Here is a 20,933-nt window from a genome sequence, read left to right on the forward strand (position 1 = left end):
GCGCGGCCGCTCATCCGGCGAAGGCGTCGCACACCGCCTCGTACTCCCGCGTCCACCACACCGCCAGGGCCGACGCCGCAGGAAACTGCGGGTCGGCCCTGCGGTCGTGCAACTGGTAGCGCCAGCGCAGTATCCAGAAGTCGTTCAGCCGCTCCCACCACACGCGGTGCACCGCCGCCGCCAGCTCCGCCGAATCCGCCCCGGCCGCGCGCCGGTACGCGCGGGCGTACGCGCGGACCTTGTCCAGCTCCAGACCACCGGCCGGCTGTACGAAGAAGATCGCGGCGGCCCGGACCGCCTCCTCCGCCCGGGGCTGCACGCCCAGCCGGTCCCAGTCGATGATCGCGGCGGGTTCGGCGCCCCGGTAGAGCAGGTTCAGCGGGTGGAAGTCCCCGTGCACCCAGCCGCCCGCCGACGCCGGAGGCGGCCGGCGGTGCGCGTGGTCGGCCAGCAGCCGCCGCCGCTCCAGCAGCCGGTGCTCGGCGAGCTCGTCGAAGGCGTCCCGGGGCCGTCGGGCCCGCGCCAGCACCAGCAGCCGGTCGATGACCCGGAACGTCTCGTCCGGGTCGGCGCTGCGGTGACGGCGGCCGCTGTGGGGTTCCATGACCTGCTCCAGGCAGGTGTGCACCAGCCCGAGCAGCGCGCCGAGGCGGCGGGAGCCGGCCGTCGAGAGCTGGGCCCCCGCCCGGTGGCGCCCCTCGATCCACGGGTGCAGGGCGTAGCAGCGTCCCTCGATCTCCGCGACGGTGTCGCCCTCCGCGTCGGGCAGCGGCGGGGCCACGGGGACGCCGAGGGCGTGCAGGCGCTGGGTGGCGCGGTGCTGGCGGACGATGGTGTCGCGGTCGGCGGTGGGGGCGTCCAGGTGCTGTTTGAGGAAGTAGGCGCCGTGGGTGGTGGCGAGCCGGTAACCGCGGTTGAGGAGGCCCTGGGTGACGGGTACGCAGGAGAGGGGCTCGCCCGGGTTGTCGTAGCGGCGCAGTAGCGCACTCACGGGTGGGGCGGCGGTTGCAGATGAGCGCGGCACTCACCAAATGTTAGATCACGCAGCGTGTTGAAAAAGTCGCTCGGCGGAACAGTCCAGGTAGTGGACGGCGGCGAACCCGGGTTCGATTCGCGAGGGCGCCGGTTCGAACGAATCGCCGTCCATCCGGGGCGTCGCCGGTCCGCACCGCGCGAGCACCCGGTCGGGTGACGACCCGGGCCGTGGTGCGGCGGGACGGGACCACCGTGCTCGTGCGGCTCGGCCGGGGCGCACCCGGCCCAGCGGTTCGCTCGCGCACGTCAGTGCTGGCGCTCGGCCCGCATCCGTGCCACGTACGCCGCCGCCTGCGAGCGGCGCTCCATGCCCAGCTTCGACAGCAGGCCGGAGACGTAGTTCTTGATGGTCTTCTCCGCCAGGTGCAGCCGCTCGCCGATCGCGCGGTTGGTGAGCCCCTCACCGATCAGGTCGAGGATCCGGCGCTCCTGCTCGGTCAGGGCCGCCAGCCGGTCGTCGCCCGGCCGGTCGTCGCCCCTGGGGCCGTCGCCGTCGCGCAGCCGCTCCAGCACGCGCGCCGTGGCCGCCGGGTCCAGCAGGGACTTGCCGGCCGCCACGTCCCGTACCGCGTTCAGGAGCTCGTTGCCCCGGATGGCCTTGAGGACGTACCCGGAGGCACCGGCCATGATCGCGTCGAAGAGGGCCTCGTCGTCCGCGAAGGAGGTGAGCATCAGACATTTGATGGATTCATCCAGGGCCCGTACCTCGCGGCACACCTCGACACCGCTGCCGTCGGGGAGGCGTACGTCGAGAATCGCGACGTCCGGACGGGTCGCCGGAATCCTGACCAGGGCGTCTGCCGCCGTACCGGCCTCTCCGACGACCTCGATGCCGTCCTCGACGGAGAGCATTTCGTGAACGCCGCGTCGGACGACTTCGTGGTCGTCCAACAGAAATACGGTGATTTTTCCATCTTCACGCACGGCCTCAGTCTCACATACTGACTCTTCCCGTGCCCGGGGTGCGCGGGATAACGTGCCCCCTGTTCCGGCGGCTCACAAGGCTCTGACCAGTCATTTGTCCACCCCTTTGCGATTTACTTGGAAATCCAAGCAAAAACGCAGGTCAAAGGGGGTTTCGCAGTAATGCGGTGCACTGGGTAACGTGCCTAGGACAGGGAGCTCGCCGGGGCACCTGTCACGCCTGTTCCCGGCCGAGGGCACCCACCCCGTGCACACGTACGGAGACAGGCGAGTCCCACTGGCCCACCCGGCGGACCCCGGGGGCCGGACAGACGGAGGAGCACGCACGTGACCGTGGAAGGCACTGCCGCGCGCAAGCCGCGACGCAGCAGTAAGCGCACCAGCGCGAGCGGAACCAAGGCATCCGGCGCCCAGAGCGCCGAGCCCCAGCTCGTACAGCTGCTGACGCCCGAGGGTGAGCGCGTTCAGCACCCGGAGTACGACATCGACCTCAGCCCCGAAGAGCTGCGCGGCCTGTACCGCGACATGGTGCTGACCCGCCGGTTCGATGCCGAGGCCACCTCCCTCCAGCGCCAGGGCGAGCTGGGCCTGTGGGCCTCGCTGCTCGGGCAGGAGGCCGCCCAGATCGGTTCCGGCCGGGCCCTCAGGGACGACGACTACGTCTTCCCCACCTACCGCGAGCACGGAGTCGCCTGGTGCCGCGGGGTCGATCCGACCAATCTGCTCGGAATGTTCCGTGGCGTTAACCACGGCGGCTGGGACCCCACCAGCAACAATTTCCACCTGTACACGATCGTCATCGGATCGCAGACCCTGCACGCCACCGGCTACGCCATGGGCGTCGCCAAGGACGGTGCCGACAGCGCCGTCATCGCGTACTTCGGGGACGGCGCCTCCAGCCAGGGCGACGTCGCCGAATCGTTCACCTTCTCCGCGGTCTACAACGCCCCGGTCGTGTTCTTCTGCCAGAACAACCAGTGGGCCATCAGCGAGCCGACCGAGAAGCAGACCCGCGTCCCGCTCTACCAGCGCGCGCAGGGCTTCGGCTTCCCGGGCGTGCGCGTCGACGGCAACGACGTCCTGGCCTGCCTGGCCGTGACCCGCTCCGCCCTGGAGCGCGCCCGCCGCGGCGAGGGCCCGACGCTCGTCGAGGCGTTCACCTACCGCATGGGCGCCCACACCACCTCCGACGACCCGACCCGCTACCGCCTCGACGACGAGCGGGCGGCGTGGGAGGCCAAGGACCCGATCCTGCGGCTGCGCACGTACCTGGAGAAGCAGGGACTCGCGGACGCCGCGTACTTCGAGGAGCTGGAGACGGAGTCGGAGTCGCTCGGCAAGCGTGTCCGCGAGGCCGTTCGAGCCATGCCCGACCCCGATCACATGGCGATGTTCGACCATGTGTACGCCGACGGGCACGCACTCGTCGACGAGGAGCGCGCGCAGTTCGCCGCCTACCAGGCGTCCTTCGCGGACGGGGAGGTCAAGTAACCATGGCTGTACAGAAGCTTCCCCTCGCCAAGGCGCTCAACGAGTCGCTGCGCAAGGCCCTGGAGACCGACCCCAAGGTCCTCGTCATGGGCGAGGACGTCGGAAAGCTCGGCGGCGTGTTCCGGGTGACCGACGGGCTCCAGAAGGACTTCGGCGAGGAGCGGGTCATCGACACCCCGCTCGCCGAGTCGGGCATCGTCGGCACCGCGATCGGACTCGCGCTGCGCGGCTACCGCCCGGTCGTGGAGATCCAGTTCGACGGGTTCGTCTTCCCCGCGTACGACCAGATCGTCACCCAGCTCGCCAAGATGCACGCCCGTGCGCTCGGCAAGATCAAGCTGCCGGTCGTCGTCCGCATCCCCTACGGCGGCGGCATCGGCGCCGTCGAGCACCACAGCGAGTCGCCCGAGGCGCTGTTCGCGCACGTCGCGGGCCTCAAGGTGGTCTCGCCGTCGAACTCGTCGGACGCGTACTGGATGCTCCAGCAGGCCATCCAGAGCGACGACCCGGTGATCTTCTTCGAGCCGAAGCGGCGCTACTGGGACAAGGGCGAGGTCGACACCGAGGCCATCCCGGGCGAGCTGCACAAGGCCCGCACCGTGCGCGAGGGCACCGACCTGACCCTCGCGGCGTACGGCCCGATGGTGAAGCTGTGCCTGGAGGCCGCCGCGGTCGCCGCGGAGGAGGGCCGGTCGGTGGAGGTCCTCGACCTGCGGTCGATGTCCCCGATCGACTTCGACGCCGTCCAGGCGTCGGTGGAGAAGACCCGCCGGCTGGTCGTCGTCCACGAGGCGCCCGTCTTCTACGGTTCCGGTGCCGAGATCGCCGCCCGCATCACCGAGCGCTGCTTCTACCACCTGGAGGCACCGGTCCTCCGCGTGGGCGGCTACCACGCGCCGTATCCGCCGGCACGGCTGGAAGAGGAATACCTGCCGGGCCTCGACCGGGTGCTCGACGCCGTCGACCGCTCGCTCGCGTACTAGGGAGACCCGCTGTGATCCGCGATTTCAAGATGCCGGACGTCGGCGAGGGGCTCACCGAGGCCGAGATCCTCAAGTGGTACGTCCAGCCCGGTGACACCGTCACCGACGGGCAGGTCGTCTGCGAGGTGGAGACGGCGAAGGCGGCCGTCGAGCTGCCGAGCCCGTACGACGGCGTCGTGCACGAGCTGCGCTTCCCCGAGGGCACGACGGTCGACGTCGGCGAGGTGATCATCTCGGTGAACGTCGGCGGTGACGCCGGCGAGCAGCCGCAGACCGCCCAGCCCGCCGCCGAGGAGCCCGCCGCCAAGGAGGCCGCCGGTGCCGGTGAGGCCGCCGAGCCGACCGGCCGCCAGCCCGTGCTGGTCGGCTACGGCGTCGCCGAGACGTCCACCAAGCGCCGCCCGCGCAAGGGGGCCGCGGCCCCGGTGGAGCAGGCGGCCGTCCAGGCGGCCGTCCAGAGCGAGCTGAACGGCCATGTGAGCGTCCCCCAGGCCGCCCCCGCCGCCACCGCGCCCGCCGGTACCCGGCCGCTGGCCAAGCCGCCCGTGCGGAAGCTGGCCAAGGACCTGGGGGTCGACCTGGCGACGGTGACCCCGACCGGCCCGGACGGGATCATCACCCGCGAGGACGTGCACGCGGCGGTGGACCTGGCCGCCGCCTCGGTCGCCGCGCCCGCGGCCGTCCCCGTACAGCCGCAGGCCGTCGAGGTCCCGCAGCCCCAGCCGCAGGCACAGCCGGCGGCCGGCCGCGAGACCCGGATCCCCATCAAGGGCGTCCGCAAGGCGACGGCCCAGGCGATGATCGGCTCCGCCTTCACCGCGCCGCACGTCACCGAGTTCATCACGGTCGACGTCACCCGCACGATGAAGCTGGTCGAGGAGCTCAAGTCCGACAAGGACATGGCCGGGCTCCGGGTCAATCCGCTGCTGCTCGTGGCGAAGGCCCTGCTGGTCGCGATCAAGCGCAACCCGGAGATCAACGCCTCCTGGGACGAGGCCGCCCAGGAGATCGTGCTCAAGCACTACGTCAACCTGGGCATCGCGGCCGCCACGCCGCGCGGCCTGATCGTGCCGAACATCAAGGACGCGCACGACAAGACGCTGCCCGAACTGGCCGCCTCCCTGGGTGAACTGGTGTCCACGGCCCGCGAGGGGAAGACGACCCCGGCGGCCATGCAGGGCGGCACGGTGACCATCACCAATGTCGGCGTCTTCGGCGTCGACACCGGGACGCCGATCCTCAACCCGGGCGAGTCGGCGATCCTCGCGGTCGGGGCGATCAAGCTCCAGCCGTGGGTCCACAAGGGCAAGGTGAAGCCCCGTCAGGTCACCACGCTGGCGCTCTCGTTCGACCACCGGCTGGTCGACGGCGAGCTGGGCTCCAAGGTGCTCGCGGACATCGCCGCGATCCTGGAGCAGCCCAAGCGGCTGATCACCTGGGCCTGAGCCCGGTAGGCGGAAGGGCCCGGACGCGACGGCGCGTCCGGGCCCTTCACCGTGTGCGTGCCGGTCAGTCGCGCTGGGCGCCCGTCGGCAGCGAGCGCAGCTCCATGGTGCTGGCCGTCGTGGAACCGAAGCCGAAGTCCAGCAGCTTGGCCGCGTCGTTGAAGCGGTCGGGGGCGTTCAGGACGACGCCCACGTAGGTCTTGGTGCCGCGGGTGGCGGCGAAGACCAGGCACGGGCCGGCGGCCGTACCGGTGCCGGTCTTGATGCCGTTGGCGCCGCTGTAGGAGCCGAGCAGCTTGTTGGTGTTGTACCAGGTGTACGTGCGCGTGGCGCCGGTGCTGGTGGTCGCCGTGGTCCGGTACGAGGTCGCCTTGACGACCTCGCGGAAGACGGAGCTGCTGAAGGCGTGGCGGGCCATCTTCGCCAGCTCCGGCGGGGTCGTGTAGTTGGCCCCGGTCGTCGAGATGCCGTCGAACGAGTCGTAGTTGGTGTTGGTCAGGCCGAGCTGCTTCGCCTTGGCGTTCATCTTGCCGATGAACGACTTGGTGCGGGCGGCGGTGGTCGTACCTGTGCCGAAGGTGTCGGCGAGGGCGTACGCGGCGTCGCAGCCGGAGGGCAGCATCAGCGCGGACAGCAGCTGCCGGACGGTGAGCTTGTCGCCGGTCTTCAGGTCGGCGGTGCTGGCACCCGTGCGGACGACGTAGTCGCGGTACGCCTGCTTGATGGTCACCTTGCGATTGAGGTCCACGCCCGGTGTGGTGAGGACCACGATCGCGGTCGTGATCTTCGTCGTGCTGGCCATCTGGCGGCGGGTCGTGTTCGCCTTGCCGTAGATGGCCTTGCCGTCCGCCTGGTCCACCATGAAGCCGCCCTTGGCGCTGATGGAGGGGATCGGCGTGGCCGCCGCGGCCGGTGCCGCGAGCGGGGAGGCGGTCAGCAGCAGACCGCCCGTGAGGACAACCGTCGCGGTGCGGCGCACGGCCGCGTTCATCGATATCAAAACAAAACGCTCCGAGTTCGAGTCTCGAGTACGTCGAAAACGCCTCAACCTGGCGGGCGGGAAAACCGGTGCCCAAGAGGAGACCCTCGAACGCCCCCGAGGGATGTACGGGAGTCCGGAAATTCCTGAGGAGGAGCGACCCATGTGACGCGGACCACGTGACGTGGGGCACAGGAGGCTCGTGGGGCTTGTGAGTTCCGCCCCACATCCCCATGACAGGCCCCTGATGCACCCCTCTTGTATCTATGCTGTGTGCATGCCTTCCGCCCCTCCCGCAGCCGACCGCGTCTACACCCATGTCAAGCAAGCCGTCCTCGACCGCCGTTACCAGGGCGGGACGCTCCTCACCGAGGGGGAGCTCGCCGAGGCCGTCGGGGTGTCCCGTACGCCCGTGCGCGAAGCGCTGCTCAAGCTGGAGATGGAAGGGCTGCTGAAGCTCTACCCCAAGAAGGGCGCCCTGGTCCTCGCCGTCTCCGCGCAGGAGATCGCCGACGTCGTCGAAACCCGGCTCCTCGTCGAGGAGTTCGCCGTGCGCAAGGCGGTCCCCGCCCCGGCCCGGCTCCTGGAGCGACTGGAGGAGCTGCTGGAGGAACAGCGGCGGCGCGCCGACGAGGGCGACCTCGCCGCCGTCGCCGTCACCGACCGCGGCTTCCACGCCGAGATCGTCCGCCACGCCGGCAATGAGATCCTCTCCCGCCTCTACGACCAGATGCGCGACCGGCAACTGCGCATGGGTGTCGCCGTGATGGAGGCCCACCCCGACCGCGTCGCCAAGAACATCGCGGAGCACGCCGAGATCCTCGACGCCATCCGCGCCGGCGACGCCGAGGGCGCCGCCCGCTGCGTCCACCGCCACGTCAGCCGCGTCAAGGTCCTGGTCAGGGGTGAGGACCGGTGAGCCACGTCACCCTCCCGTCCGATCCCCCCGGCGGCCGCCGCGCCGCCCTCGTGTGGGGCGTCGGCGTCTGCGTCTACCTCGTCGCCGTCATCTTCCGTACGTCCCTGGGCGTCGCCGGCCTCGACGCCGCCGACCGCTTCGGCGTCAACGCCTCCGCCCTGTCGACCTTCTCCATACTCCAGCTCCTGGTCTACGCCGGCATGCAGATACCCGTCGGCCTCATGGTCGACCGGCTGGGCACGAAGAAGGTCCTGACCCTGGGGGTGGTGCTGTTCACCCTCGGTCAGCTGGGCTTCGCGCTCTCCCCCTCGTACGGCATGGCGCTGGCCTCCAGGGCGCTGCTCGGCTGCGGCGACGCGATGACCTTCATCTCCGTGCTGCGGCTGGGGACGCGCTGGTTCCCGGCCCGGCGCGGCCCGCTGATCGCGCAGGTCGCGGGGCTCTTCGGAGTCGTCGGGAACCTCGTCTCGACGATCGTGATCGCGCGGACGCTGGACGGGCTGGGCTGGACGGTGACGTTCGCCGGCAGCTCGCTGGCCGGAGTGGTCGTCCTCGTGCTGCTCGTGATGTTCCTGAAGGACCACCCCGAGGGCCACGAGCCGGAGCCCGCGCACCACGCGGGCGCGGCGTACGTCCGCCGCCAGATCGCCGAGTCCTGGCGGGAGCCCGGCACCCGGCTCGGCATGTGGGTGCACTTCACCACCCAGTTCCCGGCGATGGTGTTCCTGCTGCTGTGGGGGCTGCCCTTCCTCGTCGAGGAACAGGGCCTGTCCCGGGGAACGGCCGGCGACATGCTGACGCTGACCGTGCTCTCCAACATGGTCTTCGGCATGACCTACGGCCAGATCATCGCCCGGCACCACGGGGCACGGGTACCGCTCGCGCTGGGCACGGTCGCGGCCACGGCCGCCGTGTGGGCGGCCACCCTCGCGCACCCGGGCGACCACGCCCCGATGTGGCTGCTGGCCACCCTGTGCGTCGTCCTCGGCGCCTGCGGGCCCGCCTCGATGATCGGCTTCGACTTCGCCAGGCCGGCGAACCCGCCGGAGCGGCAGGGCACGGCGTCCGGCATCGTCAACATGGGCGGCTTCACGGCCTCCATCACCACCCTGTTCGCCGTCGGTGTCCTGCTGGACGCCACCGGCGACGACTACCGGATCGCCTTCTCCTCCGTCTTCGTCCTCCAGGCCCTGGGCGTCGCGCAGATCGTGCGGCTACGGGCGCGCACGGCCCGGCGGGAACGCGACCGGCTGGTGGCGAGCCGGGTGGAGACCGTGCACGTTCCGGTGTGACGCTACGGAGTGACCGCGAAGCTGCGGAGGATCGCGTCCGCCAGCTCCGTGTCGCCCTCCACCTTGACCCGGTCCGCGACGGCCGCCGGCCGCACCCGCCCGCAGGCGAGGCGTACGTACGTCTCCCAGTCCGTCGCGATCGTCGCGGCCGGGCCCAGCGAGGGCGCGCCGTCGATGGAGCCGCGGCCGTCGGCGTCGACCCGGACCGTACGGAGGAACTCCACGGGGCCGTGCACGTCGAAGACGACCGCCGTGTTCGGCGGCGCGCCCGCGTCCTTGGCGACGACCTTCGGCAGGACGGTCAGGAAGTTGTCGCGGGCCACGTGCGCGCCGGGGGAGTCGAGGTTGCCCGGCTTGCCCAGCGCGGTGCGCAGGTCCTGCTCGTGGCACCAGACGTCGAAGGCCCGCATCCGGTAGGCCAGTTCCAGTGACTGCTCGGCGCCCAGCGGGGCGCGGATCAGGGTGTCGGGGGAGCGGTTCTCGTTGCGCAGCTGGCGGGCGCGGCGGATGAGCGTGTACTCCAGCTCGGCCGTCATCTCCGGCCCGGTGTGGTGGCGGCGCACATCGACCTGCATCTCCATGTAGCGCGCGAAGTCACTGCGTACGTGGTAGAGATCGCGCGGCAACGAGTGGATCGGGCGCGGGTCGCCGAGCATCTCGCACTCCATGCCGATGATGTGCGACACGATGTCGCGCACCGACCAGCCGGGGCAGGGCGTGGCTCGATTCCACTCGCCCTCCACGAGTGGCTGCACCAGCTCGGATATCGCTTCGATGGAGTGGGTCCAGGCGTCGGCGTAGGGCTGGAGGCTGGGATGGACGGTCACGGGACCCCTCGGGCGGTTCGTACGCGGGCTGGGTGCTGTGCAGCTAAGTTACGCTGCACGCGGGCACCCCGGCAGTGCTTTCGTGTGACGATCGTAGGCCCGTGTTGACGGCTCGAATGCCAGGACGGTGGTAGTGTGCGCGCCTCGCTCATCCAGATCGCAGTAGATCCGGACGAATCGCCGAATGCCCGCCGGGCACGCGTCAGTTCCCTGGTGGCCGAACAGCGTGGGGTCGCCGACCTGGTGGTCCTCCCGGAGCTGTGGCCCGTGGGGGCGTTCGCCTACGAGTCGTTCGAGGCAGAGGCGGAGCCGCTGACCGGTCCGACGCACGACGCGATGGCGGAGGCGGCGGCCGGCGCGTCCGTCTGGCTGCACGCCGGCTCCATCGTGGAACGCGCTCCCGACGGCGCCCTGTACAACACCGCCCTCGTCTTCTCCCCGTCCGGCGACCTCGTGGCCTCGTACCGCAAGATCCACCGCTTCGGCTTCGACAAGGGCGAGGCCGTGATGATGGCGGCGGGCGACGACCTGGTCACCGTCCCGGTGCCCGGCCTGCCGCTGGGTGTGGCCACCTGCTACGACCTCCGCTTCCCGGAACTCTTCCGCGGCCTCGTCGACGCCGGGGCCCTCGCCTTCGCCGTACCGGCCGGCTGGCCCGCGCGCCGCCGCGAGCACTGGACCCTGCTGGCCCGCGCCCGCGCGGTCGAGAACCAGGCGTACGTCCTCGCCTGCTCCACCGCCGGCACCCACGCCGGAGTGCCCCAGGCGGGCCACAGCCTCGTCGTCGACCCCTGGGGCGCCATCCTCGCCGAGGCGGGCGAGGCGGAGGAGGTCCTCACGGTGGACCTCGACCCGGCCCTGGTCGCCACCACCCGCGACCAGTTCCCGGCCCTCAAGGACCGCCGCCTGGGCCTGACCCCACCGCGCCCCTGACTCCCACCCCGCGGCGCACCCTCCGGTGCGCGGCCGGGGTCAGTCCCTCTCCGCCAGCCGGATCACGCACACCGCGACCGCGATCAGCAGGGCCGCGTCGGCGTCGTCACGGACGACGTCGACCGTGTACGTGTCGCGCACCCGCAGCCATTTCCGGGAGATGTGCGCCTGCAGATCGCCGCCCCGGGTGATGGTGAACTCCCGGTCCAGGATCCGTCCGCTCACGTCCAGCTCCGCACCTCCCTCGAGGGCCACGTGGTAGTGGTTGCGCAGCAGGGACAGGCGCTTGCGGCGGACGGTCGCGAGCACCCGCCCGTCCCGCTCGATGGTCATCGCCCCGCGCAGGCTGAGCACCCTCGCCCGCAGGGTGACCAGCACCCGCCCCGCCGGGTCCTTCAGCTCCAGCGTGTCGCGCAGCCGGAGGGCCTTGCCGTCGACGAGGAAGGCGTGGCGGCCGTTCTCGTCCTCGATCCAGTAGTCGTCGCCGATGGCGAAGATCTTGTCGCGTACCAGGTATCTCATGACGGACGGGTACCCGCTCGGACCGGACGCCGACAGGCCAATGGCAAGCTTGAACCATGAACGATGCCGTGCCGGCGCCCACCCCCGCGCCCCGCCGTGCCCGTGTCCGTGCCCCCGAGCTGATCGGCAAGGGTGGCTGGCTGAACACCGGCGGGAAGGATCTGACCCTCGCCGACCTGCGAGGTAAGTGCGTTGTTGTTGATTTTTGGACCTTCTGCTGCATCAACTGCCTGCACGTCCTCGACGAGCTGCGCGAGCTGGAGGAGAAGCACCGGGACACCCTCGTGATCGTCGGCGTGCACTCGCCGAAGTTCGTCCATGAGGCCGAACACCAGGCCGTCGTCGACGCCGTCGATCGGTACGAGGTCCACCACCCCGTCCTCGACGACCCCGAACTCGCCACCTGGAAGCAGTACGCCGTACGGGCCTGGCCGACGCTCGTCGTCATCGACCCCGAGGGGTACGTGGTCGCCCAGCACGCCGGTGAGGGCCACGCCAGGGCGATCGAGACGCTCGTCGAGGAACTGGAGGCCGAGCACGAGGCCAAGGGCACCCTGCGGCGCGGCGACGGGCCCTACGTACCGCCCGAGCCCGTCGCCACGCACCTCCGGTTCCCCGGCAAGGCGCTCCTCCTCGACGGTGGCAACCTCCTGGTGACGGACACCACCCGCCACCAGGTGGTGGAGCTGGCGGCGGACGGCGAGACCGTCGTACGCCGGTACGGCACCGGCGAGCGGGGCCTCGCCGACGGCAAGGCCGACGAGGCGCGGTTCAACGAGCCACAGGGGCTGTGCCGGCTGCCCGACGGCAGGGTCGTGGTCGCCGACACCGTCAACCACGCCCTGCGGGTGCTGAACCCCGGCACCGGAGAGGTGTCCACGGTCGCCGGGACCGGTGCCCAGTGGTGGCAGGGATCCCCCACCGCCGGGCCCGCCCGCGAGGTCGCCCTGTCGTCGCCGTGGGACGTCGCCTGGTGGCGGGACGAGGTGTGGATCGCCATGGCGGGCGTCCACCAGCTATGGGCGTACGACCCGGAGGACGGCACCGTGCGCGTCGCGGCCGGCACGACGAACGAGGGCCTCGTCGACGGGCCCGCCGACGAGGCCTGGTTCGCCCAGCCCTCCGGACTCGCCGCCACCGACGAGCGCCTCTGGGTCGCCGACTCCGAGACCAGCGCCCTGCGGTGGGTCGACCCCGAAGGAGCCGTCCACACCGCCGTGGGCACTGGCCTGTTCGACTTCGGTCACCGCGACGGGGAGGCCGGCCAGGCGCTGCTCCAGCACCCGCTGGGTGTCACCGCCCTGCCCGACGGGTCGGTCGCCGTGTCGGACACGTACAACCACGCCCTGCGCCGCTACGACCCGGCCACGGGCGAGGTCACCACCCTCGCCACCGACCTGCGAGAGCCCAGTGACGCCGTGCTCGTCGGCGACGACATCGTGGTCGTCGAATCGGCCCGCCACCGGCTGACCCGGCTGCGGCTGCCGGAGGAAGCCGTCCAGGTGGACGCCGTCGCCCACCGCACGCAGCGCGAGGCGACCGAGATCGCGCCCGGCACCCTGCGGCTGGACGTCGTCTTCCGGGCGCCGACCGGCCAGAAGCTGGACGAGCGCTACGGCCCCTCCACGCGGCTGCTGGTGTCCTCCACACCGCCGGAACTGCTCGCCTCGGGGGAGGGCACCGGCAGCGACCTGTCCCGGGACCTGGCGCTGAACCCGGCCGTCACCGAGGGCGTGCTGCACGTGTCCGCGATGGCCGCGTCCTGCGACGACGACCCCGCCAACGAGTACCCCGCCTGCCACGTCCACCAGCAGGACTGGGGCGTGCCGGTGAAGGTCACCGAGTCGGGCGCCACCCGGCTGCCGCTGATCCTCGCGGGAATGGACACCGCGTAGGGGTCAGTACGCCAGGCCCTGGTGACGGGACGGCCTGCCCGCCGCCCCGTCCATGCAACCGGCCACCCACACCGCCGGGTTGTGGGTGGCTTTCCGGCCGCCCAGCCCCTGCGCCTCCATACGCGCGCAGCCGCCGTCCAGCAGGTCGCGCACCCGCTCCCCGCTCATGTCGAAGTGGCGGACGCGGCTGCCCTGGAGGAAACCCGCCTCATAGGCGATGTCCGTGCCCCAGGGGGGCCGCTCGCCGTACACGCGGACCGTGTAGCCGCTGATGGTCACCACCAGCGTCACGGCCGCTGCGACGGCGCTCCAGAACACCCGCCGCCTCGGCCCCCGGTGGCGTACGAGAGCCGTCTGTTGTCCCAGCAGAACCATGCCGACACGGTGTCAGGCACGGCCTTTCGCGGATGTTTCGTTCGTGAACGGCTCAGTAGCGCCGCTCGTCGGTCGGGTCGACCACCGTCGGTGCCACCGGCGGAACGACCGCCCTGCGGCGCCTGGCGATACTCGTGAACGTCGCGACGCCGATGATGCCGACCGCCATCAGGATCAGCCCCACCAGGTCCAGATTGACGCCCTGTGCTTCCCAGTCGGTCGCGAAGGTGAGGATCGCCCCGACCGCTATGAGAATGATGCAGCCACCCAGGCCCATGATTCCCGCCTCCTCGTCAGCGTAGGTGTTGCGGGTACCCCGCCCCGCAACACCTACGCGGGGCGGACTACCGCAGGAAGGCCACCAGGGCGTTGGCCAGCAGGAACGGGTCGTCGGCCGCGCACAGTTCACGGGCGCTGTGCATCGACAGGATCGCCACGCCGATGTCCACGGTCCGAATGCCGTGGCGCGCGGCGGTGATCGGGCCGATCGTCGTGCCGCAGGGCATGTCGTTGTTCGACACGAACGTCTGCCACGGCACGCCCGCCTTCTCACACGCCGCCGCGAACACGGCCCGGCCGCTGCCGTCCGTCGCGTACCGCTGGTTGACGTTCACCTTGAGGATCGGGCCGCCGCCCGCGCGCGGGTGGTGCGTGGGGTCGTGGCGTTCGGCGTAGTTGGGGTGGACCGCGTGACCGGTGTCCGAGGACAGGCAGACCGTTCCGGCGAAGGCGCGCGCCCGGTCCTCGTAGCCGCCGCCACGCGCGAAGACGGACCGCTCCAGGACCCCGCCGAGGAGGGGCCCTTGGGCGCCCGTGTCGGACTCGGAGCCGTTCTCCTCGTGGTCGAAGGCGGCGAGCACCGGGATGAACTCCAGGTCCCCGGCGGCCGATACGGCGGCCAGGGCGGCCACGCCCGCGTGCACCGACAGCAGGTTGTCCATCCGCGGACCGGCCAGCAGCTCCCGGTCCCGGCCCAGGTAGGCGGGCGCCTCCAGGGCGTGCACCATGAGGTCCCAGCCGGCCACGTCCCCGGCGGTCACCTCCGCCTCCTCGGCCACGAACCGGATCAGGTCGCCCTCGTGGACGTCGTCGCCCAGGCCCCAGATCGGCTGCATGTGCCGCTGACGGTCCAGCTTGAGGCCCTCGTTGACCTGCCGGTCCAGGTGGATGGCGAGCTGCGGCACCCGCAGCAGCGGCCGGTCGACGTTCACCAGGCGGTGGCTCCCGTCGCGCAGCGTCAGCCGTCCGGACAGGCCCAGGTCGCGGTCCAGCCAGGTGTTGAGCAGGGTCCCGCCGTACGTCTCGACGGCGACCTGCCGCCAGCCGTGCGCGCCCATGTCGGGCTGCGGCTTGACCCGGAGGTTGGGCGAGTCGGTGTGGGCGCCGATGATCCGGAACGGGGTGTGCGGGTCGGCGCCTTCCGGTACGAACCAGGCGATGATCGCGCCGCCGCGGACCACGTACTTTCCACCGCTCGTGCCGTCCCAGGCGGCGGTCTCGTCGAGCCGCCGGAAGCCGGCCTTCTCCAGACGTTCACCGGCGTTGGCCACGGCGTGGTACGGCGTCGGGGACTCCGCCAGGAAGGTCATGAGGTCGTCGGTGTGGCCGCGGTCGAAGCGGGCGGGTGAGCTGCTCATGGCCCTCACTCTACGGGCGGGGCGGGTGCGGGGAGCGGTCACCGACGGCCCGTTGTCAGTGGCGGCTGCGACTATCGGAACACGTTGCGGGACAGCAGTCCGCTGACTCGCCGGTCGCGACCGGAGGTGCACTGGTGACCACGATGACCACGCCCGTCTCGCCCGTCTGTGCCGCATGCGAAACACCCGGTGCCGAGTGGAGCGCCGCGCTCGGGATGCCGCTCTGCGCGGCGTGCACCATTGCGGCGACGGGAACCCCCGACCGGGACCCGGTGCGCCTCGGGGACATCCTGCCCGTGACGGCCGCGGCGCTGCGGGCCTCGGCCCCGGCGAAGCCGCGTGCCGCGATACCGGCGCCTCGGCCGCGGCTCGCCGGCTCGCCGACGACCTGCCGCTTCTGCGGGGCCCGGGCCCGGTGGCACCGCACGGTGCACGGCCGCTGGGTGGCGATGGAGCCGGGCGAGCGCCCCGTCGCGGGCGTCCCGCGCGGCGAGCGGTGGTACGTCACGGGTGACGGCACGGCGGTCCAGCTCCGCGGGGCGGTCCCGTCGGCCACCTGCCGGGTGAGCCACTTCTCGGTGTGCACCGCCCGCTGACCCGCGTCCGGCGAGTCCCGGTGATCCGCGTCCCGGCGTCCCGTTGACCCGAGTCCGCTGACCCGCGTCCCGGCGGCCCGCTGAACGACGGCGGCCCGCTGAAGACGGCGCCCGCTTAACGACGGCGGCCCGCTCCCCGGGAACCTCGGGGGGCGGGCCGCCTGGGACCGGTCGCGATCCGGGACTAGAACGCGGCCTCGTCCAGCTCCATCAGGGAGTTGTCGATGCCCTCGGCGATGGCGCGCTCGACGGAGACACCCGGCAGGATGTTCGCGGCGAAGAACTTCGCGGCGGCGATCTTGCCCTGGTAGAAGGCCACGTCCTTCGCGGAGGCCGTCTCCAGCTTCTCGGCCGCGACGGCGGCACCGCGCAGCAGCAGGTAGCCGACGACCACGTCACCGGAGGCCATCAGGAGGCGGGTGGTGTTGAGGCCGACCTTGTAGATGTTCTTGACGTCCTCGCCGGTGGCGGTGAGGTCGGTGAGCATCTTGCCGACGATCGCCTCCAGGTCCACGGCCGCCTTGGCGAGCGCGTCGCGGGCCGGGGCCAGCTCCTCGCCGCCGGTGCCGACGGCCAGGAACTTCTTGATCTCCTCGGAGAGGGTGTTCAGCGCGACGCCCTGGTCGCGGACGATCTTCCGGAAGAAGTAGTCCTGGCCCTGGATGGCGGTCGTGCCCTCGTACAGGGTGTCGATCTTGGCGTCACGGATGTACTGCTCGATCGGGTACTCCTGGAGGTACCCGGAGCCGCCGATGGTCTGGAGCGACTGGGCGAGCTGCTCGTAGGACCGCTCGGAGCCGTAGCCCTTGACGATCGGGAGGAGCAGGTCGTTCAGGCCGTGCAGCGCCTTGGCGTCCTCGCCGGCCGCTTCCTTGATCTGGATCTCGTCCTGGACGGCGGCGGTGTACATGACCAGGGCGCGCATGCCCTCCGCGTACGCCTTCTGCGTCATGAGCGAGCGGCGCACGTCCGGGTGGTGCGTGACGGTGACCTTCGGGGCGGTCTTGTCCATGAAGTTCGCCAGGTCGGGGCCCTGCACGCGCTCCTTGGCGTACTCCAGCGCGTTCAGGTAGCCCGTGGAGAGGGTGGCGATCGCCTTCGTGCCGACCATCATGCGGGCGAACTCGATGATGCGGAACATCTGGCGGATGCCGTCGTGCTTGTCACCGATCAGCCAGCCCTTGGCGGGGTGCCTGTCGCCGAAGGTCAGCTCACACGTGTTGGACGCCTTCAGGCCCATCTTGTGCTCGACGTTCGTCGCGTACACGCCGTTGCGCTCGCCCAGCTCGCCGGTCTCCCAGTCGAACTCGAACTTCGGCACCAGGAAGAGGGACAGGCCCTTGGTGCCGGGGCCGGCGCCCTCGGGGCGGGCCAGCACGTAGTGGAGGATGTTGTCCGCCATGTCGTGCTCACCGGACGTGATGAAGCGCTTCACGCCCTCGATGTGCCAGGAGCCGTCCTCCTGCTGCACGGCCTTGGTGCGGCCCGCGCCCACGTCCGAGCCGGCGTCCGGCTCGGTGAGGACCATGGTGGAGCCCCACTGCTTCTCCACGGCTATCTCGGCGATCTTCTTCTGCGCCTCGTTGCCCTCCTCGAAGAGGATGCCGGCGAAGGCCGGGCCGGAGGAGTACATCCAGATCGCCGGGTTGGAGCCGAGGATCAGCTCCGCGTACGCCCAGATCAGGGAGCGGGGCGAGGTGGTGCCGCCGATCTCCTCGGGCAGGCCGAGGCGCCAGTACTCGGAGTCCATGAAGGCCTTGTAGGACTTCTTGAACGTCTCCGGGATCGGCGCGGTGTTCGTCTCCGGGTCGAAGACCGGGGGGTTCCGGTCGATGTCCGCGAAGGACGCGGCGAAGTCGTTCTCGGCGAGACGGCGCATCTCGTCCAGGACGCTCTTGGCGGTCTCGACGTCCATCTCCTCGAACGGACCGGTGCCGTAGACCTTGTCGCGCCCGAGGACCTCGAAGAGGTTGAACTCGATGTCGCGGAGATTCGACTTGTAGTGCCCCATGGCGACGGCTCCGTAAGGCTCGGGGAGGCGGAATCCTCGTACACGTACCAGCAAGTAGCTACGATGATGCTACCCGTCGGTAATAAGAGCAACCCCTATCGGGCAATCTGTGACGCGTTACGCGGCGGCCAGGGCCCCCGGGGCGGCCGTATCCGCCGGGCCCGCCCCCGCCGGGCCGGGGCTCGGTAGGCTTACCGGCATGTACGGGTACGAGCAGAATCAGGGCGCGTACGCCCAGCCCCAGCAGGGGTACGCGCAGCAGCCGCCGCTGTACCCCGAGCCGTCGCCGCCCTCGCTCGCGGACGCCGTGCGGGCGTTCACCACCGGGTCGTTGTCGGCCGAGGACTTCCAGCAGATCTTCGCGACCTCGAAGGTCTACTGCCCGCGCGGTGACAACCCCGGCTTCCTCGCGCTGCACAACACCCAGCAGCCGGTCATCCCGATGTTCACGTCGCTCAAGGAGCTGCGCCGGTACGCGGGCAAGGAGTCCAAGTACTTCGTGATCACCGGTGCCGAGGTGATCGACCTGCTGCCCACCGGGTACGGCTTCGTCCTCGACATGGAGGGCGACCACCGGATGGTGTTCGACGCGAAGGCCGTGGAGCAGATGGTCGACTTCGCCATGCGGCGGATGTACGGCTGAACCCCCGCCATGTGTCGGGGTCGCTGATCCGACCTCAGGCGTACGAACAGGCCTGCCGGCGCTGCCTACCGTCCTCGTATGCAGCAGCTGAGCGAGTTCCTGATGACCCAGAAGATCACCCCCCTCGTCAACCGGTACATGATCACCGGGTCCGGTGACGACGGCGGTGGTGACGTCGTCGCCTTCGCCGAGCAGAAGCGGTTCATGCTCAAGGAGGAGATCACGCTCTGGACCGGCGAGGACCGCTCGGAGGTGCTCGGCGGCTTCAAGTCCCGGCAGGTCATCGACCTGGGCGCCACCTATGACGTGACGGGGCCGGACAGCACCCCGATAGGGACGTTCCGCAAGGACGCCAAGGCGTCCCTGCTCCGGTCCACCTGGCATCTGACCCAGGGAACCGGGGAAGAGGAGCAGGCGGCCAGGGGCACCGAGCGCAGCCTGGGCATCGCGCTGGCCCGCCGTGGCTGGGAAGTGGTCGACGCGGTGCTGCCGTTCCCGCTCCCGGTGCCGTTCGTCTACCACTTCGACTTCGTACGGGAGGGGCAGCCCGTCATGTCGGTGGAGCGGAAGATCGGATTCCGGGACCAGTACGCGATACGGATCCAGGATCCGGCCCTCGACCGCCGGCTCGCCTTCTGCATGGCCGTCGCCCTGGACGCCCTCCAGGCCCGCTGACCGGCCGGCCACACCCCCCGGGTGGGGGGAGGAAGAACGGAAACTCGGCGGGTACCCCGGCCCCGGGCGGCGTCGGTAATTTCCTTTCCCGGAGGCACATCAGCCTTCCGTTATTTCGCAGAATGCAACACAGGCATTCCTGCCTGAAAGGTGCTGTTTACCCATGGACGAGTTTCACCTCGACGCCCGCGTGACCGTTTCCGCCGACCCGGCCGAGACGTCGCTCTCCCCGGTCGCCAGCGTCGCTTCCCGCGTCGCCAGCAAGTGGGCCGTCAAGCAGACCATCAAGCAGACGATCAAGCTGACGGCTGCCTGCGCCGCGGTCCGCACCAACGGCAAGTGCTGACGGTCCGACGGTAACGGCGGTTCCTCCGCGCACATCGGAGGAACCGCCGCCCTCGGCATCTCGACGACATCGGCGCCCATGAATCCCGCACCCACCCTCCCCGCCGGCCTCGCCGAGCGGGCGGACACCCTCACCGCCCTGGTCAGGGAACGCCTGGACACCCCACAGCGCGCGGAGGCACACGCCGCGCGGGCGGGCGGACAGACCGATCTGACCCTGTGGTCGGGCAGTTCCCTGAGCGAAGGACACGCGGGGCTCGCCCTGCTGCACCTGCACGCGGCACGCACCGGGGCCGAGGACCGGGCGGAGACGGCGTTCCGGTTCCTGCGCGCCGCCTTCGACGCCACCACCCGGACCCCGCTGGCGCATCCCGGCCTCTTCGACGGCACGGCCGGACTCGCCCTCGTCCTGGCGGACTGCTGCGAGGACGAACCACGCTTCCTCCCCAGCCTGCGCGCACTCCACGAACGGCTTTCCCGGCAGGTACGGGAAAGGACGTGGCCGCGGCGGAGGGGAACGGTCTCCGACCACGACTACGACCTGGTCTACGGAAGTGCCGGAATTCTGGTCCACCTGAGCACCACGCCCCACAAAAGCCCCCAAGTGTCCGAGGCCGTCGAGCACTGCCTGGACCATCTGCTGTGGCTGGCGGGCGACGATGACGTACTCGCGCGCTGGATGGTTTCACCGGCGCATTACTCGCCCTACGGCGCGCTGGAGTCCACGTATCCACACGGATATGTCGACACCGGAATGTCCCACGGGGCCGCCGGAATGGCCGCCGCGCTCGCCGTGGCCTGGCGCGAGGGGTACCGGAGGCCCGGGCACCGGGAGGCGCTCGCCCGCCTCACCGACTGGCTCCTCCGCGTCGGCACGGCCGGCGGGCGGGACCTGCAGTGGCCCCGGGCCGTCCCGGTGACCGCGCACGGGCGGGAGGGGACGTCGGAGGGCGCCGAGGCGATGCCCGCCTGGTGCCACGGCACCGCCGGGATCGCGGCCGCCCTGCTGACGGTCGCCGATGCCACCGGGGACCGCGCCCTGGCCGCCCAGGCCTTCACCGCGCTCGACGGCGTACTCGCCCGGGGCGGCGGCCACGACACGCCGACCGTGTGCCACGGCGTGGCGGGCCTCGCCGCCCTGGCGTACACGTTCGCCCGGCGCGGCAGTGCCGGGGCCGCCCGCGCCCTGCCCGGCCTCGTGGAGCGGCTCGTGGCGGCGGCCGACCCCGACCACCACCCGCTGGTCTTCCGCGACCGGGAGACCACCGGCCACCTGGTCGACAACCCGGGACTGCTGACCGGCGCGGCAGGCATCGCCATGACGCTCCGGGCGATCGTCACCGGACACCGGCCCACCTGGTGGAAAGCGCTCCTCCTCAGTGATCAGTGAAGGATTTCCCATCAAC

21 protein-coding genes are annotated in these 20,933 nt (G+C 71.0%); 12 read left to right on the top strand and 9 right to left on the bottom strand.

Features of this window, described 5'->3' with window-relative positions; translation table 11 throughout:
* Positions 1-10 precede the first annotated feature (10 nt).
* Both ACZ6C1_RS14730 and ACZ6C1_RS14735 read right to left on the bottom strand, forming a co-directional pair.
* A complete protein-coding gene (locus tag ACZ6C1_RS14730) occupies positions 11-1,024 on the bottom strand; it encodes a phosphotransferase (protein ID WP_469240921.1) in 1,014 nt (337 codons plus the stop codon).
* A gap of 257 nt (positions 1,025-1,281) precedes the next feature.
* Entirely contained in the window at positions 1,282-1,959 is a 678-nt protein-coding gene (locus tag ACZ6C1_RS14735; protein ID WP_469240923.1) for a response regulator, read from the bottom strand.
* 327 nt (positions 1,960-2,286) lie between these two features.
* Between ACZ6C1_RS14735 and pdhA the strand changes: the two genes are divergently transcribed.
* The 3 genes from pdhA to ACZ6C1_RS14750 are packed head-to-tail and all read left to right on the top strand — an operon-like array spanning position 2,287 to position 5,878.
* Positions 2,287-3,450 (top strand): pyruvate dehydrogenase (acetyl-transferring) E1 component subunit alpha, encoded by a 1,164-nt coding sequence (pdhA, locus tag ACZ6C1_RS14740; protein WP_469240924.1) that lies wholly within the window; start codon positions 2,287-2,289, stop codon positions 3,448-3,450.
* 2 nt (positions 3,451-3,452) lie between these two features.
* Positions 3,453-4,433, top strand: a complete 981-nt coding sequence (locus ACZ6C1_RS14745) for an alpha-ketoacid dehydrogenase subunit beta (RefSeq protein WP_189549814.1) — start codon at positions 3,453-3,455, stop codon at positions 4,431-4,433.
* 29 nt (positions 4,434-4,462) lie between these two features.
* Positions 4,463-5,878: a dihydrolipoamide acetyltransferase family protein gene (locus ACZ6C1_RS14750; protein ID WP_469241235.1), complete on the top strand. Its 1,416-nt coding sequence runs from the start codon at positions 4,463-4,465 to the stop codon at positions 5,876-5,878.
* 64 nt (positions 5,879-5,942) lie between these two features.
* Here ACZ6C1_RS14750 and ACZ6C1_RS14755 read toward each other — a convergent pair whose 3' ends face one another.
* The gene (locus ACZ6C1_RS14755; protein ID WP_469240926.1) at positions 5,943-6,869 is read right to left on the bottom strand and encodes a D-alanyl-D-alanine carboxypeptidase family protein; all 927 of its coding nucleotides are present in this window, start codon (positions 6,867-6,869) and stop codon (positions 5,943-5,945) included.
* Positions 6,870-7,134: 265 nt separating this feature from the next.
* On the opposite strand from ACZ6C1_RS14755, the gene ACZ6C1_RS14760 reads away from it, so the two are divergent.
* Both ACZ6C1_RS14760 and ACZ6C1_RS14765 read left to right on the top strand, forming a co-directional pair.
* Positions 7,135-7,776, top strand: a complete 642-nt coding sequence (locus ACZ6C1_RS14760) for a GntR family transcriptional regulator (protein WP_469240928.1) — start codon at positions 7,135-7,137, stop codon at positions 7,774-7,776.
* Positions 7,773-9,068 (top strand): MFS transporter, encoded by a 1,296-nt coding sequence (locus ACZ6C1_RS14765; protein ID WP_469240930.1) that lies wholly within the window; start codon positions 7,773-7,775, stop codon positions 9,066-9,068. Before ACZ6C1_RS14760 ends, ACZ6C1_RS14765 begins: the two co-directional genes overlap by 4 nt.
* A gap of 2 nt (positions 9,069-9,070) precedes the next feature.
* Here the strand turns inward: ACZ6C1_RS14765 and ACZ6C1_RS14770 are convergent, their stop codons facing one another.
* Positions 9,071-9,895 (bottom strand): maleylpyruvate isomerase family mycothiol-dependent enzyme, encoded by an 825-nt coding sequence (locus ACZ6C1_RS14770; protein ID WP_469240932.1) that lies wholly within the window; start codon positions 9,893-9,895, stop codon positions 9,071-9,073.
* Positions 9,896-10,030: 135 nt separating this feature from the next.
* Between ACZ6C1_RS14770 and ACZ6C1_RS14775 the strand changes: the two genes are divergently transcribed.
* On the top strand, positions 10,031-10,828 hold the full coding sequence (locus ACZ6C1_RS14775; RefSeq protein ID WP_469240934.1) for a carbon-nitrogen family hydrolase: 798 nt from the start codon (positions 10,031-10,033) through the stop codon (positions 10,826-10,828).
* Between the two features lie 39 nt (positions 10,829-10,867).
* Here the strand turns inward: ACZ6C1_RS14775 and ACZ6C1_RS14780 are convergent, their stop codons facing one another.
* On the bottom strand, positions 10,868-11,350 hold the full coding sequence (locus tag ACZ6C1_RS14780) for an LURP-one-related/scramblase family protein (RefSeq protein WP_469240935.1): 483 nt from the start codon (positions 11,348-11,350) through the stop codon (positions 10,868-10,870).
* A 56-nt stretch (positions 11,351-11,406) separates the two neighbouring features.
* On the opposite strand from ACZ6C1_RS14780, the gene ACZ6C1_RS14785 reads away from it, so the two are divergent.
* Positions 11,407-13,245 carry an NHL domain-containing thioredoxin family protein gene (locus tag ACZ6C1_RS14785; protein ID WP_469240937.1) on the top strand — a complete coding sequence of 613 codons (1,839 nt, stop codon included), beginning with the start codon at positions 11,407-11,409 and terminating at the stop codon, positions 13,243-13,245.
* Positions 13,246-13,248: 3 nt separating this feature from the next.
* Here the strand turns inward: ACZ6C1_RS14785 and ACZ6C1_RS14790 are convergent, their stop codons facing one another.
* From ACZ6C1_RS14790 to ACZ6C1_RS14800, 3 genes are all read right to left on the bottom strand, one after another.
* Entirely contained in the window at positions 13,249-13,620 is a 372-nt protein-coding gene (locus ACZ6C1_RS14790) for a hypothetical protein (RefSeq protein ID WP_469240939.1), read from the bottom strand.
* A 52-nt stretch (positions 13,621-13,672) separates the two neighbouring features.
* The gene (locus tag ACZ6C1_RS14795; protein ID WP_073756639.1) at positions 13,673-13,897 is read right to left on the bottom strand and encodes a DUF6458 family protein; all 225 of its coding nucleotides are present in this window, start codon (positions 13,895-13,897) and stop codon (positions 13,673-13,675) included.
* 67 nt (positions 13,898-13,964) lie between these two features.
* Positions 13,965-15,257: a M18 family aminopeptidase gene (locus ACZ6C1_RS14800; protein WP_469240941.1), complete on the bottom strand. Its 1,293-nt coding sequence runs from the start codon at positions 15,255-15,257 to the stop codon at positions 13,965-13,967.
* Positions 15,258-15,400: 143 nt separating this feature from the next.
* Between ACZ6C1_RS14800 and ACZ6C1_RS14805 the strand changes: the two genes are divergently transcribed.
* A complete protein-coding gene (locus ACZ6C1_RS14805) occupies positions 15,401-15,853 on the top strand; it encodes a DUF6083 domain-containing protein (protein WP_469241237.1) in 453 nt (150 codons plus the stop codon).
* 184 nt (positions 15,854-16,037) lie between these two features.
* Here the strand turns inward: ACZ6C1_RS14805 and ACZ6C1_RS14810 are convergent, their stop codons facing one another.
* Positions 16,038-17,864, bottom strand: coding sequence for an acyl-CoA dehydrogenase (locus tag ACZ6C1_RS14810; protein WP_469240943.1), 1,827 nt, complete (start codon positions 17,862-17,864; stop codon positions 16,038-16,040).
* 199 nt (positions 17,865-18,063) lie between these two features.
* Here ACZ6C1_RS14810 and ACZ6C1_RS14815 point away from each other — a divergent pair, with 199 nt between their 5' ends.
* From ACZ6C1_RS14815 to ACZ6C1_RS14830, 4 genes are all read left to right on the top strand, one after another.
* Entirely contained in the window at positions 18,064-18,507 is a 444-nt protein-coding gene (locus ACZ6C1_RS14815; protein WP_468337796.1) for an SseB family protein, read from the top strand.
* Between the two features lie 78 nt (positions 18,508-18,585).
* Positions 18,586-19,182: an LURP-one-related family protein gene (locus ACZ6C1_RS14820; protein ID WP_469240945.1), complete on the top strand. Its 597-nt coding sequence runs from the start codon at positions 18,586-18,588 to the stop codon at positions 19,180-19,182.
* Between the two features lie 163 nt (positions 19,183-19,345).
* The gene (locus ACZ6C1_RS14825; RefSeq protein ID WP_469240947.1) at positions 19,346-19,528 is read left to right on the top strand and encodes a hypothetical protein; all 183 of its coding nucleotides are present in this window, start codon (positions 19,346-19,348) and stop codon (positions 19,526-19,528) included.
* Between the two features lie 78 nt (positions 19,529-19,606).
* Complete coding sequence (locus tag ACZ6C1_RS14830; protein WP_469240949.1) at positions 19,607-20,917, top strand: lanthionine synthetase C family protein; 1,311 nt, start codon at positions 19,607-19,609, stop codon at positions 20,915-20,917.
* The last annotated feature ends 16 nt before the right edge of the window (positions 20,918-20,933 follow it).

Source organism: Streptomyces sp. NPDC041796, assembly GCF_055590785.1.